This window comes from Atopobacter sp. AH10 (assembly GCF_003664595.1).
Lineage (GTDB): Bacteria > Bacillota > Bacilli > Lactobacillales > Aerococcaceae > Atopobacter.
Genome location: NZ_QXPZ01000002.1, coordinates 82,735 through 100,721, shown reverse-complemented (window position 1 = coordinate 100,721; position 17,987 = coordinate 82,735). Strand labels below are relative to the sequence as shown.

Here is a 17,987-nt window from a genome sequence, read left to right as displayed (position 1 = left end):
ATAAGCTTTTGGAAGACTATTTTAGAGAGGGATGGGTTGGTGTAACATCCTAAGTCCCAAAATACTTGACCACTGCTTTTAACACCGTTGGAACGATGATTATTTAGTAATTCGGTGCGTCTCTCCACGTTACGGAGTTGAGCGATGATTTTTTATAGTCGTCGGAAATTGGGTGGAACCACGTTATATAGCATTTAACGTCCCATAATTGTTGATTTTCCAGCAATTATGGGGCTTTTTTTATTGGAGGAGGAAAAATCATGGAAATTATCTTGCCAGACGGTAGTGTCAAAGAAGTAGAAGCTGGTTTAACTTTTGGGGATCTTGCTTTATCTATTAGCAAATCTTTGAAGAAAAAAGCTCTTTCAGGGAAATTAGATGGGCATTTGATGGGCTTGGATGAAGTCATCCCTCATGGGGGTCAAGTGGCAATTATTACGAAAGATGATCCAGAAGCTTTGGATATCTTGCGCCATTCTGCCGCACACTTACTTGCTCACGCCTTGCGTCGCTTGCATCCACACATTCATTTCGGGGTAGGGCCTGCCATTGAAAATGGCTTCTATTATGACACAGATATGGAAGAACAATTAACGGAAGCTCAATTGCCTGAAGTAGAAGCAGAAATGAAGAAGATTGTGAAAGAAAACTATCCTATCATTCGCCATGAAGTTTCTCGGGCAGAAGCCTTGGAGCATTTTAAAGATGATCCATACAAAGTAGAATTAATCAATGACTTGCCAGAAGATGAAACAATTACGATCTATTCTCAAGGGGAATTTTCAGATCTTTGCCGTGGGGGGCATGTGCCATCGACAGGCTATATTCAAAACTTTAAACTTTTATCCCTTGCTGGGGCATACTGGAGAGGAAACTCTGATAACAAGATGATGCAACGGGTTTATGGGACAGCTTTCTTCAATGAAAAAGATTTGAAAGCAGATTTAAAACGTCGAGAAGAAGCTAAGGAACGTGACCACCGTAAATTGGGTAAGGAACTCGATCTCTTTGTGAACAAGAAAGAAGTAGGATCAGGTTTACCGCTCTGGTTGCCAAAAGGGGCTACTATTCGTCGGATTGTTGAACGTTATATCGTGGATAAAGAAGTCGCTATGGGATATGAACATGTTTATACGCCAATCATGGCTAATGTTGACCTCTACAAGACTTCAGGTCACTGGGATCATTATCGTGAAGACATGTTCCCACCAATGGATATGGGAGATGGGGAATTATTAGTTCTCCGTCCGATGAACTGCCCACACCACATGATGGTTTATAAGAATGCCATTCACTCTTACCGTGAATTACCTATTCGTATCGCTGAACTTGGAATGATGCACCGTTATGAAAAATCTGGTGCCTTGTCTGGTTTGCAACGGGTTCGTGAAATGACCTTGAATGATGCCCACGTCTTTGTTCGTCCTGACCAAATTAAGGATGAATTTAAACGGACAGTTGAATTGATGAAAAATGTTTATGAAGATTTCAACATTACGGACTATAGATTCCGTTTAAGCTACCGTGACCCTAAAGATACCCACAAGTATTTTGATGATGATGACATGTGGAACAAGGCTGAAGGTATGTTGAAAGAAGCCATGGATGAATTAGGCTATGACTACTTTGAAGCAGAAGGTGAAGCTGCTTTCTATGGCCCTAAATTAGACGTTCAATTGAAGACGGCTTTAGGGATGGAAGAAACCTTGTCAACTATTCAATTAGACTTCCTCTTACCAGAACGTTTTGATGTGACTTATGTTGGGGAAGATGGGGAAAATAACCACCGTCCAGTCGTTATTCACCGTGGGATCGTGTCAACGATGGAACGCTTTGTAGCCCTCTTGATTGAAGAATACAAGGGAGCCTTCCCAACTTGGTTAGCTCCTATTCAAGCGGTCATTATCCCTGTTTCTGAAGAACACCATGCCAAAGCATGCTACAAGTTGAAAGAACAACTACAAGCTCAAGGCTTCCGTGTGACTGTGGACGATCGTAATGAAAAGATGGGTTACAAGATCCGTCAAGCTCAAAAGGAAAAAGTGCCTTATCAATTGGTTATTGGGGATCAAGAAGTGGCTGATAATGCGGTTAACGTTCGCCGTTATGGTTCCAAGGCAACAGAGAGCCTTGCTGTAGACAAGTTCATCGAAGTGATCAAGGCGGATATTGCCCGTAAGAGCCGTCCAGTTGAAAAATAAGCAAGTGTGCTTTTTTAACGAATAAAAAGACAAAAGCGAGCAATATCTCTTAAGGCTTGAAAAGAATGGCACTTTGTCAAATTTTGTTGTTGGTAAATTTTTCAGGAAAAGTCACTCTCCTTAGGGGGAGTGGCTTTTTATATTACATATAGTATTTCACCTGCTTTTCCCTAAACAAGCTCTATGCCTATTAGAGTTAGTATGGAGATAGAGCATTCATTGGAAATAGTAGCAGTGCGTGAGAGATTTACACAGCTACTGACAAGCGATTCATCTTTAGAAAGCATCTCTTCTTCAAGTGTTCGAAATTGCGAAAGCCATAGGCGGTCTTCTTGATGGTTTTTATTTGATTGTTCCATGCCTCTAAATTACCGTTGTTATAAGAGTAACTATAGGCGTTAAGAATGAATTCCTTATACTTATTAAATGTCTTTAAAGGCCTGTTAAAGTGTCTAAGAGCTCCTTCGAGTTTGTAAGAAAGTAAATGATCCAACGGATATTTTGACAATCGTTTGAAAATGAAGAGGCCTTCTTGATAAATGTCATAAGCCTTCTTTAAGGTGTCAGAATAGCTCAATAGCTGGTCAACGACTTGAGACTGATTGAGTAAGCCTTCAAATAATGGATAATTTTTGTATTCGCTTTGCTTACTAAAATCATATAAGGTGAATAGATATCCATAGTCACTGTTTTAACTTGAAGCCTGACAGATTCTGGATATTGAAGGAAATAATGCGTAAGAAAGTGTAGTTTTCTATCGTTGAATTCATCAAAGGACAAATGATGGGGGAGATAAGATTTGCGCTTCCTAGGCGTAGGCAAATCTTTATCCAGCACCCTAACAACCGTTGAAGGTGAAACATTGACTTGTTGAGCAAGGTCTTTCATGGAAATGTTTTTAGTTAGCTCCATCAAAATTTTACGACGAATATTTTCTGATATATTACAGCCTTTTTTAATGAAAGATAGCTGAGGAAGAAAAGTATGCTGGCAATTTTTGCAAAGAACACGTTGTTTAGTCGCACGAAGTGCCGTTTTATAGCCATTGGTTTCTAAAAGACGGATAGTAGCGACACTTGTGCCATGCTTTATCATATTCTTTCCACCACAAGAAGGGCATTTAGTTTCGTTGAAAGGAGCATATCCCTGCAATAAAATTAATTGATGCCCGAACTTGTCTTTTGTAATGGTCTTAAACCCTGTAGACGGAAATTGAATTTCATTTGGATCTATCCAAAAAAGTTGATTTATTTCAAAAGATTGCGTATTATTGGTGTCACAAGGCATATCTAAATTCCTCCCTTTTAGTGTCGTAACTTAAGTATAGAGGAATTTAGATGTGCCTTTCTATCTATACTTAGTTGTTGTTGGTGAACGTAAGCCCTGATGGATTAGAAAACACTATCTGACCGAGCTGGAGGAAAGAGTCCTTCATCGGGAGCAGCGTCAAAGGAAGTCAAGCGAATTACTTGCTGTGCCGAAAGGCTTACAGCAAGTTTGAGACTGACTAGCTGGGAGACCAAGGCTCCCAGCGGTCCCGCTGCATTTTCCCGGATGAAGGTAACTCTTATCCGAAAGAATCGGTCATTTTTGTGCTTTATATGTCATAGACAGACTGCAGTCTGTCTCTTTCACCAACAACAAAAAGTATAGAGCCAAAAGAATCAAGCGGATAGTAAGCACTCCTCGAGAGAAAGAATAATAAAAAACTTCATATAATCTTCAAAATAGTGTGCCTTAGCATTTAGCTTAAGGCGCACTATTTTTTTAGAAAAAGAAATTTTGAAAACCCCTAGTAGGTTATTTGTAAGCGGTTAACAAATAGGATTATTATGATCTTCCTTTAAGAAACTCCTTGTTATGCCTGACTCTTGATGGCTAGGCAAGGTAGCTATTATAGCTTAAAAAGGAAATCTCTTGAAAAGGAAGATTTTTTTGCCTAGTCATTTCTAGCTATAAGTGAAAAGATTGCAGTAGAAAGTGGCTATAGGATATAAGTTTAGTTTTCTTCAAGAAATATCTTCAATAGGAAAAAGTAAAGAGATAATGATAAAAAAATTGAGAATCACTAGAATAATGTCGATTTAATTCGCAGAGTAAGCGTAATGAATGGAAAAAGATAAGAAAATAGAAAGCCATTTTGACTCATATTTGTATAAATTAGTCATTATCTTCAATAAAGATAAAAAAGTTCACAAGAAAATGATAAATGATATTGATTACTATTTATAAATTAGATAAACTAAAAAAGTCGATTTTACTCATATGAAATCGACTTCATTATTAGAGAGTGTGTGAGTTGAACATGGAAGCTGGATGATCCCATCTTTTCATTTTGAAAGGGAATGATGAGGAGGGCTAGATGTTCAGAATATCAGTTAGATTTGTAATAATGAATTTAATTTTTTTTGTTTAGGTATTCAGGACATGTTTCATAGGATACATCAAGGTCTATGTCAAGTCTCTTTCTCTTAATTATAGGAGGGTAATTGATGGTAGGAAAAAATAATTCTGATGTACGCCAACGGACTAGTGGCAAACAGATCCATACCTATGCTATTCGTAAATTAAAATGCGGAGCGGCATCGGTGATGATTGCTACAGGTATTTTTTTTGCAAACGGTCAAGGAGTGATTCGTGCTGAAGAAAATACGACTGATATAAGCGAACTAGTGCCTAACGAGGACAAGTCGGATGCTCTAGATAAAGGGGAGACTAGAGCAGTAGCAGAAGGAAATACTGCTAGAACTGGCTTAGAAGATGTTGCCGCATCTCATGAGGAGAATGCGAATAGGGCCGATTCAAGTAGTCAGCCTAATCATTTAGTGAATGGAGAAAGATCAGAAACTCCTGTAAATGATCGGGCAAGTTACTATGCGAATGAAGGATTAGCAATCCAAACTGTTTCTCCCAAAGTGAAAGAGGAAATAGATAAAGTTGTAAAAGATGGAGTGACCATTTTACCAGTCGGAAGGAATACTTCTTCTGATAATGGTAAACCCAACGGCTATGATCCGTCTATTCCATATCACGATGGCAAAGACGGTTGGTATAGCTTTGTGCAATTACGTGGGGCACGTGATCTCTCCTATATGGCAAGGGCGAAATTTTTTGATGGCAACATTGTTTTCTCAGTGAAATCTACGCCAGATGGAAAAGGTGGATATACGACTGATGGAACTGGGATTATTGAAGTATATAAGGCTAATGAAACTAGTCCTTTTAAAGTGATTCATTTTGATAATCAAGAAGGGCAAGGAGAATTTATTTATGAGCCTAAACGTGGGTGGTTTAGTTCGGACAAGAAGAATCTCCTCTCCTGGAACAAGGATTCTGTCTCTCTAGGGGATCAACCTTATCGTGCCAATAAAACTCAAAATCAAATGGCTAATTTCCATATTGCCTACAATTATCCTGAAGTTTCTGTCAAAAAAGACAACGGCCCATACTATGCAGATGGTTGGTTTAAACCGCATAATCATAAAGTTCGGGTCCTCTATAAGGACATTGAAACAGGTGAAACTTTATCTTCCTCTACCGTTAATGGTTTGACGGGGATGAAGTATGAAACCAAACAACCAAGTGATTTACCTGGTGGTTATAAATATGTCAAGTCCACAGAAAAGACAGATGGGTATTTATCTCCTTTTAATAAAGTTGGGGATAGCTTGACTAAAAGGACACAACCTTACTTGGATATCAAATATACTCTATTGGATATGAATGGCCGGATGAAGTGGGAATTATTCTATGCCGGAGATAAGAAGGCAGAAGGGGTCTTAGACGATAATAAGAAAGTCAATTGGTATACTGGTACCGCTCAAAACGGGAGACAGTATACTCAATATATTGAAAATCCTTTCTTAGTGAAAGCCAACGATATTATTCATTATTATAAACGGGATAAGGAAAAATCATCTGTCCAAGTCATTTATTTTGATAAAACAGAGAATAAAACGCTTGAGACGACACCGCTTATGGAAGGTCAGCCCAATGCCCTTGTGAATTATACGACTAAGGAAAAAATTGCTGAATTTGTGGCGAAAGGTTATAAACTTTATTCAGATGCTTACCCACAACAAGCTAAATTTGGACCAAATGGGAGTACTTCTGTTTATAAGGTTACTTTGGAGCATGATACAGAAATTGTAGAGGAACATCAACCGGTTAAGCGTACCATACACTATCGTTATGAAAATGCTAATGGGTCTCAAGCTGCCGAAGATAAAGTGGATACAGTGACTTTTGATAGATGGTATCAAGTGGATAAGGTCAACAAGTCTATCGTTTTCGATAATGGGTTTAAGCCAAGAAGAAATGATACAACTTTTGATGCGGTAAAATCGCCAGTAATAGAAGGCTATACTGCTGATCGTCCAGTGGTGGATGAAGTAACAGCTATCACCAAAGAGAGTAAAGATATCGAAGAAGTGGTTATTTACAAAAAGAATGCGCCAAAAGTTCTTGAAAAAGCTAAAGTGAAGGTAGAATACTTTGATGAAACAGACAAGAAAGTGATCGAAATTTCTCCTGTTTTAGAAGGTCCAGTGAATTCAACAGTGGCTTATTCAACAAAAGAAACTTTGGACAAACTTATTGCAAAAGGCTACGAATTTGTCAAGAGTGACTATCCAAACGATCCTAAGTTTTTAAAAGCTAATAGTGAAACGACTTATCGTGTGATTTTAAAACATGGGAAAGAAAGGAAAACAGAGACTAAGCAAGTGACTCGGGTCATCCATTATCGGAAAGATAATCCAAAAGGTGAAGTGATGGCTCCAGATCATCATCAAGAAGTGATGTTGGAACGGACCATAGAGCTGGATAAAGTCACAAAGTTAACAAAGGTTAGTGACTATAAAGCCAAAGGGAAGGATAACTTTGAAAAAGTGCCTTCTCCAGTTCTTACCCATTACACTCCAGATCGTTCATCTGTAGAGGCAATGAAGGTAAGTGAAAATACGCCTAATCAAGAAGAATGGGTGATCTATACTGGGGATGCTAGAGTTCTTGTTGATTATAAAGATCAAGATGAGTCTAACAAGATTTTAGAAAGTAAATCTGATTTGCCATCTGGAAAAGAAGGTGAAAAAGTCAACTATTCTACAGCTGAAACGATCCAAAAGTATGAGGATAAAGGTTATGAAAAAGTTTCTGACAATTTCCCTCAAGATGCAAGCTATGGCAAAGCAGGTTCAATTGATCATTATGAAGTTCTCTTGAAACATAAGAAAGAGACTCTAAATCCTCAACACCCAGGGAAACCAGGGGAAAAAATTAATCCGAAAGACAAGGATCCAAAATCTCCTAACTATCCACAGGGAACAGACAAAGCTTCCTTAGAAAAAGTCGTGAAGCAAATTATCCATTATGTATATGAAGACGGTAGAAAAGCCAAAGAAGATGTGACGGATCTTGTTCGTTTTGAGCGTGAAGTGCTTATAGATAAAGTCACGGGTAAAATTTTAGAAGATAGAGGCTTTAAGCCAGTTCACAATGATACGAGTTTTGATGCCGTCAAGTCTCCTGAAATTAAGGGCTATAGTCCAGATAAGTTGGAAATTGCAGAAGTGACAGGGTTAAATGAAAAATCTTCTGACCGCGAGATTACGGTGACCTACAAGAAAAAGGAAAGTCCTGCTCCAACAGTGACACAAAAGGCGATCATCAAGTATATTGATGACTCCAAGACGAATCGCTTTGACCCAGATACAGTGACGGGTGAATCGAATCAGCCAATAGACTATTCTACTCTAGATCGTATCGCTAGCTTGAAGAAACTAGGCTACAAGTTAGTGAGTGATAACTTTACAAAAGATGGGGGTCAAAAGTTTGATCAAGATGAAAAAGTCGATCAAGTCTTTGAAGTGCATGTAACGCCAAGAATTGAACCCGTGACTCCAGATAAGAAACTACCTAAGCCAGGGGATAAGGTTACTCCAGAAGATCCAAATACTCCAGTATGGCCAAATAGTGTGACGACTATTGATAACCATAAAACAGTTAGACGAACCATTCGCTACTGGAAAGAAAAGATTAATGGGGAAAAAGCTTTTGAAGATGTTGTCCAAACGGTTGAATTTTCGCGGGTAGCCTATGTGAACTTGCTGACAGGAGAAATTACTTATGGGGAATGGACTAGCAAGAATCCGTCTTATGACGAAGTGAAAAGTCCATATCTGATGAACTACCACGAAGATCGGACAAGTGTTCCGAAAGAAACAGTAAAGGTATCGGCTAAGGATAGCGTGGAAGATGTCATTTATAAACCAGTGGAAACTGACCGTCAGCCAGAAGTAGAAAAAGCCTATAGACTGACGGTCAAATACCTGGATGACAAGGGTAAAGAGCTTCGTCCGACTGAAAGCAGTGAAGAAAAATATAAAGCAGGGGATACTTATAAGACTTCTGCTAAGGTCATTGAAGGCTATATTTTGACGAAAGATCCTGAAAATGCACAAGGTAAGTTCAATGATTCTTCTATAGAAGTAGTATATGTCTATAAAGAGCTAGTTCATGAGGAAACTATTGCCCCAACAGTGAAACAAAAGGCGATCATTAAGTATATTGATGATTCTAATACGAATCGCTTTGACCCAGATACAGTGACGGGTGAATCGAATCAGCCAATAGACTATTCTACTGCAGATCGTATCGCTAGCTTGAAGAAACGCGGCTACAAGTTAGTGAGTGACAACTTTACAAAAGATGGGGGTCAAAAGTTTGATCAAGATGAAAAAGTCGATCAAGTCTTTGAAGTGCATGTAACGCCAAGAATCGAACCTGTGACTCCAGATAAGAAATTACCTAAGCCAGGGGATAAGGTCACGAAAGAAGATCCAAATACTCCAGTATGGCCAAAGAGTGTGACAACTATTGATAACCATAAAACAGTTACACGAACCATTCGCTACGTTTATGAAGATGGGCGCAAGGCTGATGAGGATCGTTTACAAAGGGTTAGTTTTACACGCCTAGCTTATGTTAACTTAGTAACGGGCGCTATTGAATATGCTCAATGGGAAAGCAAACAAGATCGATTGGCTAGTGTTATCTCTCCTGTTAAGGAAGGTTACACTGTGGATATCCCTGTTGTTAGTGAACAAGTGGTAGAAGTTGGGGATGAAGACTCACTTGTATTGGTGACATATAAGCCAAAGGAAGCAAGCAAAGCTACTGAAGAAGCTAAAGAAGAACACGGTAAGGAAAAATCAAAAGATAATAAAGAAGCAAAATCTTCTGAAAAAACAGCTAAGCGAGTGACTGAAGAGCGTTTACCACAAACAGGATCTAATGATTTAGCTGGGCTAGCCGCTTTGACCGCTATAAGCTTAGGTTTATCCTTAAAGCAATTGTCAAAAAGAAAAGATGACTAGTCCTTTTTGAATGAGGGATGCTTAGCCTGAGTGTTTTTCTTCCTAGTGTAGAATGACATGTTAGAGAGCTTATTCCCTTGCTGATGAGAAGCTAGTTTAACTTTTACACTCTATTAAGAATAAACCACCATAAACAAGATGTTGATCAAGTTTGGGTGGTTTATTTGGCGATATAAAAAGGGCTAGAGTTATTAACTCTAGTCCTTTTTTAAGAATAGTTTATTTCAATAGATCTAGACTCAAGGTCATGGAGTCAGTTCTTATATGGTAAGATCTATTTTCTTTTGGATGGAGAGTATAGAGGAAGTCGTTCCCGCATACGATTAAGAGAAGTTGATGACCAGAAGGAATAGTGTAATCAGTTGGAACCATATCAATGCTATAGTCCGCATAACCATCTTGATCTGGGCCTTTTGTTGGAGTTTCCACATTCATCCAGCCTCTTGTGATGACATGATAGTCTTTAGCTTCTCTTTCTAGAACAAAAGTGCTTTCTGCTAAGTCGGTTTTTAAAGCCACGCGATTGCTTTTACCAGTCTTGTTTGTCCGTTCATCGACAATTTTGCTTCTCCCTTTATCGACTAAGAGGCAAGAGATAGCTCCTTTATTAGGAGAAATCTTGGCCTTAATGTTTAAAATAAGGTCACCATGAATATGGAGATCTTTATCTAAAGTTTGGCTGAGGAAGTGGGCGGAAAGTGGAGAATTTTCGGCTAGCACTTGTTTTTCCCAGTCTGCCGCTGAATCAAAGTGTACTCTACTTTCAAAAGCTTCTTCTCTTTTCAAGGTATCTTTTGGTAATTCTTCTGTCCAGTTGAGAACTTTTTCTTCTTTAGAGTAGGCAAGTTGGGTAAGTCGATTATCAAAGTTCACTAATTCCCACTTGTTAGGATCGTAGCTATGTTGGACATAGCCTTGGCCATTTTCTAGTGGACGTTGACCTAATCCAAAGAAGTAGTAATCTAACCAGCGATCGACTAAATCGAGTAGGTTAAAATTATTGGCTGGTTGGATATAGATATGTTTTCCTCTGTGGATAACAAAGTTCCGGCAAGAAGGGGTATCTTTAGTAGCTTTCAAGAATTTAAATAGGTGGGAAATTTTCACATTCCAGTCGTTAGTCCCATGGATAATGAGCATAGGAACTGTGACTTTGGAGCCGTTATTCAAATAGTTCCTCTCATCCCAGAATTCATTGTAGTGGCCAGAGCCTCTATCCATATCATGGGTCATTTGTTTAAAAAGCTCAAAGAAACGTTCTTTACGTTTGTGAGTGGCGTTGGATGGATTTAGAAGGAAGGATTCACAGAACCAGCTTAGAATATCTATATCTTCACCAGGGAAGCCTTGAGGAGCGACGACTAAGTTATTATAGCGGTAATAGTCATACCAAGAAGATATGCCTGCTTCTGGGATAATTCCCTTTAAGGCAGGGCTCTTGGAGTAAGTTGCTGTGCCGATTGCAAGAGTTCCTAGATAAGACTTACCCGTCATAATGACAGATCCGTTTGACCAGCTTGGAAGTACTTGTTCTTCTGCTTCTAAATCATAGTAGGCAGAACCAGACCCATCAATCCAACGTAAAGTAGCATCAACGGCATCTAATTCTTCAACGGATCCTGTGAGGTTAAAACCTTGAGAATAGAAAGCTCCACGTCCTGCATAGTAAATTAAGGCAAAACCCTTAGCTACATAGCGCTCTAAGGCAGGATTAACTGTTTTCCAACGGTGCTCGACCACTTCTTCTAATTTATCGACAGGGTCTTTCAAGGGACGTCTATCAACTTTTTTAGACCATGATTTTAATTGGAAGTCCTTAACAGGTTCGGCGAGGACTTCATCAATACCATGCAAACTTTGGGGTTTAAAGGCAATTTCATTGCAGTCCATGAAGTAAGGATCCGCAATATAAAGAGCAGGGCAAGTGTGATCCTTGTCATATTCTCGAGGGCGTTGGATGTAAATTTCCACCAAATCAGCCTGATCTTTGCCGGTGGTGGAGTAGCTTGTTTCGACGAATACTCGCTCTTTAATGGCTTTACTTTCATCATAAGCCACTATGGTACGGTCGTGAAAAACAATAGGGCCTTGTGGACAATATTTCTTTTGGAAGTGCTTGAGGTAACCTTCAGTTATTAATACTTCTAATAAGTTAAGGTGTGGCGTTACTTGAATCGTTAAGACGTCATCTAGGAAAGTTAAAATATCCTTGTGGACTTCCAATTCCTTTACTTCGACATCTTTCACCCAAACAGGATCTATATCACTTAACCCTTTTGCAAATTTGGCAAAGTAGGCGACAATTTCATCTTTTGGCCGATCGATTTGAGTAAAGAGTTCTTGTGCAATATCTTTGATTTGCTCTTGAGTAATTTTTATCATAAGCTTTCCTTTCTGTTGCATAAATAGCAACGGGTAATCTTTTGAATACAACTCATTGAATATATTATAGAACAAGCTTAGAAAAATTGATACAGGAAAAGATAGGGCTTTCTTTTACGGGAATACAAGGCTTCTTCTAGACAAATATAGGACTTATTTTTCAAAAAGATGAGATAAGTTGCTTCGAAAGGAGAATATTTTTTGCTTGAGAGAAGTTCCCTTTTTTAGCTAAGGAGGCACTTTTTGATCGGTTTTGTTTAAAAGAGATTTTCAATGAAGGCAGTAAGTTTTTTTCTAGCTTCTAGAATGTTCTCTAATAAACCCTCTTCCACTGGTCGTTTGAAGAAACGTTTGCGATAGTAGTAATATTCGGCTTCTTGGATAAGGTTCAACAGGTCGAAAGGATCGGCTTCTGCTTCAAATGCATAGTTTATAGAAAGGTCTACTAAACGATAGGAAATTTCAGAGGCGTAGGAAAAATCTTCATTCTCTGTCATGGCTTCCTTAGCGTTGTTATAAAGAGCGTAAGCGACCGGAAGATCAACTGGAAAACAATAACCATATTTATACATGTCAGCCAAACTATAAAGTGCAAGGGGGTCTCTGACATAAGCTCCCTTACTGAGCTGTAGAAAGGCTTTATTGTAATCTAATGAACAACCAATGCCATGGAGGTAGAAATAACCGAGTAAGCTGTTGCCGTGGAAAAGCCCTTCTTTGGCAGCGAGTTGGGCATATTTAAAAGCCTTTTCTAGATTCACATGCTTATAACGAGGATAGTAATACAAGATGGCCAATTGATAGACAGCTTCTTTTTCTCCTAATTGGTAGTAGGCATCACGCAAAATTTTATCCAAGATGGGGAAGAAATAGTCGGGTAAATATTGGCCTGGTTCTGTTGAAAGTAATTTAGTGGCAAATGCTATTGGTGGACAGGTGACTTCCTCCTTTTCATCATCAGTATTTTCGAGAATAAGTTGATTAATAGCTGGATAGCTAGAAAAGGGGTATTGGGCGTCCATGAGTAGGGAATATAATTGACGATGGTCGAGAAATTCGTGATCCATAAAGACCTCCTATTCTATCAGTAAAATTTTTTGTAGTAAGTTTATTGTAAACGTTTTGGGGCAGTTTTTCATCTAGAGATCGTGTAAAGTCTCTTTTCTTTTTAACTACTTTGTCTATTACTCATAAATATTATACATATACAAGTTTCTGGGCAAGGAAATGGGCTAAGTAAACTCTTTAGAAGTAGATGTAAAATAATTGACAATACCTTTTTTGAGCATTGGATAAATTTTGAGGGAATGTATCTTTAAATGTACCTGGCTATCGACATCTTACTATAGCAGAACGGTTTTGCTACAAATAATTTTCTACAAAACAAAAAAAGCTGTCGCCACACGGACGACAGCTTCTTTGTTTTTTCAGTCTGACAGGACCGAATTGAAAGACTGATGTTCTTAATAATTAATCTTCGAAAACAGTTTGTTCGCTCACTTCAGTTTCCAAAGCTTTCATTGCTTTTTCAACGAGATGTTTACGAAGTTTGTATTCGTCTTCTTTACTCAATGCTGGGTTCCCCAATGGGTGAGGAATAGCAATGGTAGGGACAATACGGTTAGCCCCAACTGTTTGAGAGATTGGAACAACAGTACACATATGAACAACTGGAACTCCAGCTGTCTTTTCAATTTCTTTGACCATCGTTGCACCGCAACGTGTGCAGGTCCCTCAGGTGGAAGTTAAAATAACGGCGTCGACTCCATTTTCTTTTAATTCTTCCCCAATAGCGTGACCATATTTTTTAGCACTAGCAACGGCAGTCCCATTCCCTACAGTAGCGAAGTAGTAAGGATAGAGTTCACCAATCTTGCCTTCACGAATTTCTTCACGGATAACATCCACTGGAAGAACGCGGTCGGCATCAGCATTAGCGTAAGATGGGTCATAACCACCGTGAGCTGTTTCATAAGTTTCCTCTGTTAGGTCTTCAACACCATCAATGCAGTAACGACCGAATTTAGAGGCAGAGGATGATTCGATATGATCTGGGTTGCCTTTAGGTACGATACCACCAGATGTTACTAAGGCAATCTTGGCCTTAGAAAGGTCTGGAACAGCTTGTTCAGGGTCAACTTTATCGAAATCAGGCATTGGATATTCTGTAACGAAAGCTTCACCATTTAATTTTTTCACTAACATTTCAGCGGCACGGACAGCACCTGGTTTGTTTGTGAAGAAATTAGCCCGATGACGAACAAAGTAGTTGTCTGTTTCAGGATCAACAGCTTCTCCATGAGCGAGTTTAGATAGTAAAGCGGCGATTGGTTTGATCGCTTTACGCATGGTAGCAGCAGAGTTCCCAACTGGCACAATGTAGGCAACTTTCTTATAAATATCTGTCCCTGGGTTTTCTTCATACATCCCTGTTACAGCAGGAATGCCAAGTTCTTTAATGACAGCAGAAGTAACGGCACCAGCGGCCATCCCATAACGACCGGCATTAAAGGCAGGACCAGCAAGAACAGCATCTGGTTCATAGGATTTGATCATGTCAAGAACTTCTGGGAGAACAGTATCTACATTTTCGTTAAAGTAGGAGTCCCCACAAACGACAGTTCCGACAATTTCCATATCTTCTGGTAACTTTTTAGCAAAGGCTGTACCAGGGCCGACAGGGCCATCTTGTTTAAATGGCTTAGTGTCAGCTTTTTCTTCCCCACCAATCCCAGCAAAGAATTGGTTGATATAGTGTACTACACGAATTTTACTCATCTTCAGATCTTACCTCCTTTAGAAGAAATCCTAGACACCCTTAGCGGACATCACGTTAAAGCCAAGTTCGTTGGTTGCCCCTGTTAAGACTTGGATTTCTGCTTCAATTTCTCCATTGTCTTTCAAAGAACCATCGAAACCACCGGCGATAACGTCTACGAAGTCGTAGCAACCGATGACACGATCCATTTTTGGTAAAACAATGACTTCGTTAGCATTCCCACCTGTAACAACGGCATCAGCTAGTGGGTCAGCATCGGCGAGGGATTGGCTAGCGCCATCACGACCGGCGTATTCATCCGTAACGATGACAGTCTTGATCCCTTTCTTTTCGATCTTCTTGCAGTTCATGATCAAGTCAGTATCTGGGTTACCGAATCCTTCTTGTGTGACGATAACACCGTCTAAACCAAGGAATTCAGCTAACTTACTGGTCATGTCTGAAGAACGTTCTTTGTCAGCGAGGTAAACTGTTTCATTGGTAACGATAACGCCCATGAAGTTAAGATCTTTTCCGTGGTGTTCATAAAGGGCACGGATAACAGGGTTGTTCAAGTGGTGGTAAGTAGTGTTTTTGTCACACGCAGATACACAGTTACCGCTTACAATAGCCCCATCCATAACTTCAGTAGGGTAGAGCAAGGTTGGAACAATGTGTTTCACGTCTGTCCCATAGAGATAGGAGTCGTGCAAGAGCCCTTGGGTTTGTAACATGTAGACATAACCTACACGTGGCAAATCAGGGTATTCATTCATTTGATCGACGAAAGTTTTGGTTTCAAATGTTTCGACTTCATCAGCTTCAACATCCTTAGAAAGGGAACCAATAAATTTGGCGACACGTAAACCAGCCAGACGTAAAGCTTCTTCATAGCTGTGTTTTTCAAGGTCATCTACGTGTTCAACAACTAAGCAGATATTGTTCAGCTTGGAGAATGGAGCATAGTCTGCGCCAGGACCAGACATGTCGATGATCCCTTCTTGGAAACCGACAATTTTCCCAACTGTGACAACAGCGCAGCCTTTTAAGCAATTGGTTCTTCCTTCGCCCACAGTGCCAACTTTATTGACAACACCTGGGAATACGCCACCATTTCCTTCAACTTTGTAGCGAGGTTCAATGACGTCTTTAACTGGTGTGATCCGTGTACTTTCACCTGGTTTAGCAATTTCGACGGAAGCGCTAGTAAAGCGGTCATCCTCCAACACCAATTCTTTAATATCGTCTTCTTTCAAATAAAGAACGTGGTCGGCGATTTTTGACTCGTCTGCTAATTGAACATCTTTAATATGAATATTAGCTAATTCAAGTTTCATTTAGTAATCACCTCTTATGTGGTATTGCCCTATCTAGTAGGGTTATAAATAGGTCGGCGGAATTTGCATCCGCGACAGTGCACCCTGAATTAAATCATAGTCAATCAAAGCAAAATCACGCAATACTCTTTCGGTCCATTGTGGCCGGCGTTTACTCTTAATAAATTTTTCATAGACGGCTATTGAATGTTCAATCATTTCTAGACTGTCCATGTCAATGGCAGGGTCTTTTTTGCTAGTAAGCATCACGGATTTGTAATAGGTTTCATTTGGCTTGATGCTACCGCTTAAGGGATGGGTGAGAAGGACTAGGCGCTTGTCGACGATTTGGCGTCTAACTTCTTCTAAGACATCACCATATTCACCTTCCACAAAATAAATATTGCGATCGATTAACTTTTCTTTAACTAGAGGATTGTTGGTTATTATCAGCATAAGTCTCCTTGCGAATTAACGCGCTTACAAAAAACTCCTGAACAAACTTGTCATGAGGACTTGGTCAGCGTGCACGTCTTCCTTTCCAGCCTAAAAACATAAGTATCGACCTCTCTTTTTTTCAAAATCTTGCTAATTTGATTGTAACACAATCGCTTTCAGAATCAATTAATTTATTGATGAGGGGGAAACTTTCCCTGAAGGTTTATTCAAATTATTAATAGCTCATTTCTATCTGTTGAGACTTTTAGGGGAAAGTGCTATCCTAAGCCCAGAATGTATGTAAAAATTGAATGAATTCCCTGTATGGAATGAAGGAGTGTGTCTAATGGCAAAAGATACGATAAAGTCTGATGAATTATTTATCTGCGGGGGTTGTAATGCGAAAATTGGGCCAGGAAATTTATCTAACTTATTAAAAGAACTACCCAAGAAGGAAGATCCGAATTTACTCGTTGGTTATGACTCGACTGATGATGCGGCGGTATATAAATTAACAGATGACTTAGCTTTGATTTCAACCCTGGATTTTTTCCCAACTATGGTTTCAGATCCGTATTTGTTTGGGAAAATTGCAGCGACTAATGCCCTTTCAGATGTTTATGCCATGGGTGGTGAAGTGATCAATGCCTTAAACATTGTGGCCTATCCTGAAGAGAAGGGTTTTTCTGCTTTGAGCAAAATATTAAAGGGTGGTACGGAAAAAGTTCATGAAGCTGGGGCAGTTTTAGCTGGTGGGCACTCTATCCATGATTCCTTACCTAAATATGGCTTAAGTGTATCTGGTATCGTTCACCCGGATAAGATATGGATGAATAATACGAGTCAAGAAGGGGATGCACTTATTCTGACTAAACCACTTGGTGTAGGGATTGTCACAACTGCCTATAGTGTTGGCGAAACAAGTCAAGAAGCTTTTGATGAAGCAGTGAAATACATGACAACTTTAAACAAATATGCGGCAGAAGTCATGAAAAAATTCCCTGTGCATTCTTGTACAGATGTCACAGGTTTTGGTTTGTTAGGGCACTTAAATGAAATGATGAATGAAGCTTTTACAGCTCGTTTAAAAGCAAGTCAAATTCCTTATATCAAAGAAGCCTATCGTTGTGCTAGTGAATTTTTGATCACTGCTGGAGGTCAGCGTAATCGCAACTATCTCAGTGATCATATCCAATTTGAAGTGGATGATTTCCCGCTGGAAGAAATATTATTTGACCCACAAACATCAGGGGGCTTATTGTTTAGCTTACCAAGTGATCAAGCAGATGCTGCTTTAGAAGCCTTGCATGAGAGGGGAATCTTTGGCCACTTGATTGGTCATGTCGTGGCAAGGGAAGATAAGGCCATCATTATTGAAAAATAGGAGTCTTGCCTAATAGAAGTCGTGACAAAGAGAAGCTTGGTTAAAGAAGAGTTTTGCTGATAAATAGAAGTCTTTTTAAAATAGTAGTTTTTTGAAAGAAGAAGTATTTTTAGGATAAATGGCTAGTTATTG

General features: G+C 39.3%; 10 protein-coding genes. 3 read left to right on the top strand and 7 right to left on the bottom strand.

What is annotated here, in order from left to right; all coding sequences use genetic code 11:
• Nucleotides 1–260 precede the first annotated feature (260 nt).
• Nucleotides 261–2,201, top strand: coding sequence for a threonine--tRNA ligase (gene thrS, locus D3H64_RS00945; RefSeq protein ID WP_121563926.1), 1,941 nt, complete (start codon nt 261–263; stop codon nt 2,199–2,201).
• Between the two features lie 247 nt (nt 2,202–2,448).
• On the opposite strand, the gene D3H64_RS00940 is transcribed toward thrS, so the two are convergent.
• Both D3H64_RS00940 and D3H64_RS00935 read right to left on the bottom strand, forming a co-directional pair.
• Complete coding sequence (locus D3H64_RS00940) at nt 2,449–2,778, bottom strand: transposase (protein ID WP_121563924.1); 330 nt, start codon at nt 2,776–2,778, stop codon at nt 2,449–2,451.
• Nucleotides 2,775–3,488 carry a transposase family protein gene (locus D3H64_RS00935; protein ID WP_121563922.1) on the bottom strand — a complete coding sequence of 238 codons (714 nt, stop codon included), beginning with the start codon at nt 3,486–3,488 and terminating at the stop codon, nt 2,775–2,777. The genes D3H64_RS00940 and D3H64_RS00935 overlap by 4 nt, the downstream gene beginning before the upstream one ends.
• 1,205 nt (nt 3,489–4,693) lie before the next feature.
• Between D3H64_RS00935 and D3H64_RS00930 the strand changes: the two genes are divergently transcribed.
• A complete protein-coding gene (locus D3H64_RS00930) occupies nt 4,694–9,577 on the top strand; it encodes a MucBP domain-containing protein (protein ID WP_121563920.1) in 4,884 nt (1,627 codons plus the stop codon).
• A gap of 219 nt (nt 9,578–9,796) precedes the next feature.
• On the opposite strand, the gene D3H64_RS00925 is transcribed toward D3H64_RS00930, so the two are convergent.
• The 5 genes from D3H64_RS00925 to D3H64_RS00905 all read right to left on the bottom strand — a co-directional run bounded on the left by D3H64_RS00925 (nt 9,797) and on the right by D3H64_RS00905 (nt 16,489).
• Nucleotides 9,797–11,959, bottom strand: coding sequence for a CocE/NonD family hydrolase (locus tag D3H64_RS00925; protein WP_121563918.1), 2,163 nt, complete (start codon nt 11,957–11,959; stop codon nt 9,797–9,799).
• A 257-nt stretch (nt 11,960–12,216) separates the two neighbouring features.
• Nucleotides 12,217–13,026, bottom strand: coding sequence for a tetratricopeptide repeat protein (locus D3H64_RS00920; RefSeq protein WP_121563916.1), 810 nt, complete (start codon nt 13,024–13,026; stop codon nt 12,217–12,219).
• Between the two features lie 403 nt (nt 13,027–13,429).
• On the bottom strand, nt 13,430–14,737 hold the full coding sequence (gene grdB / locus D3H64_RS00915) for a glycine reductase complex selenoprotein B (protein ID WP_121563914.1): 1,308 nt from the start codon (nt 14,735–14,737) through the stop codon (nt 13,430–13,432).
• 30 nt (nt 14,738–14,767) lie between these two features.
• Entirely contained in the window at nt 14,768–16,054 is a 1,287-nt protein-coding gene (locus D3H64_RS00910) for a glycine/sarcosine/betaine reductase component B subunit (protein ID WP_121563911.1), read from the bottom strand.
• A 42-nt stretch (nt 16,055–16,096) separates the two neighbouring features.
• On the bottom strand, nt 16,097–16,489 hold the full coding sequence (locus D3H64_RS00905; RefSeq protein ID WP_121563909.1) for a GrdX family protein: 393 nt from the start codon (nt 16,487–16,489) through the stop codon (nt 16,097–16,099).
• A 328-nt stretch (nt 16,490–16,817) separates the two neighbouring features.
• Between D3H64_RS00905 and selD the strand changes: the two genes are divergently transcribed.
• On the top strand, nt 16,818–17,855 hold the full coding sequence (selD, locus tag D3H64_RS00900; protein ID WP_121563907.1) for a selenide, water dikinase SelD: 1,038 nt from the start codon (nt 16,818–16,820) through the stop codon (nt 17,853–17,855).
• The last annotated feature ends 132 nt before the right edge of the window (nt 17,856–17,987 follow it).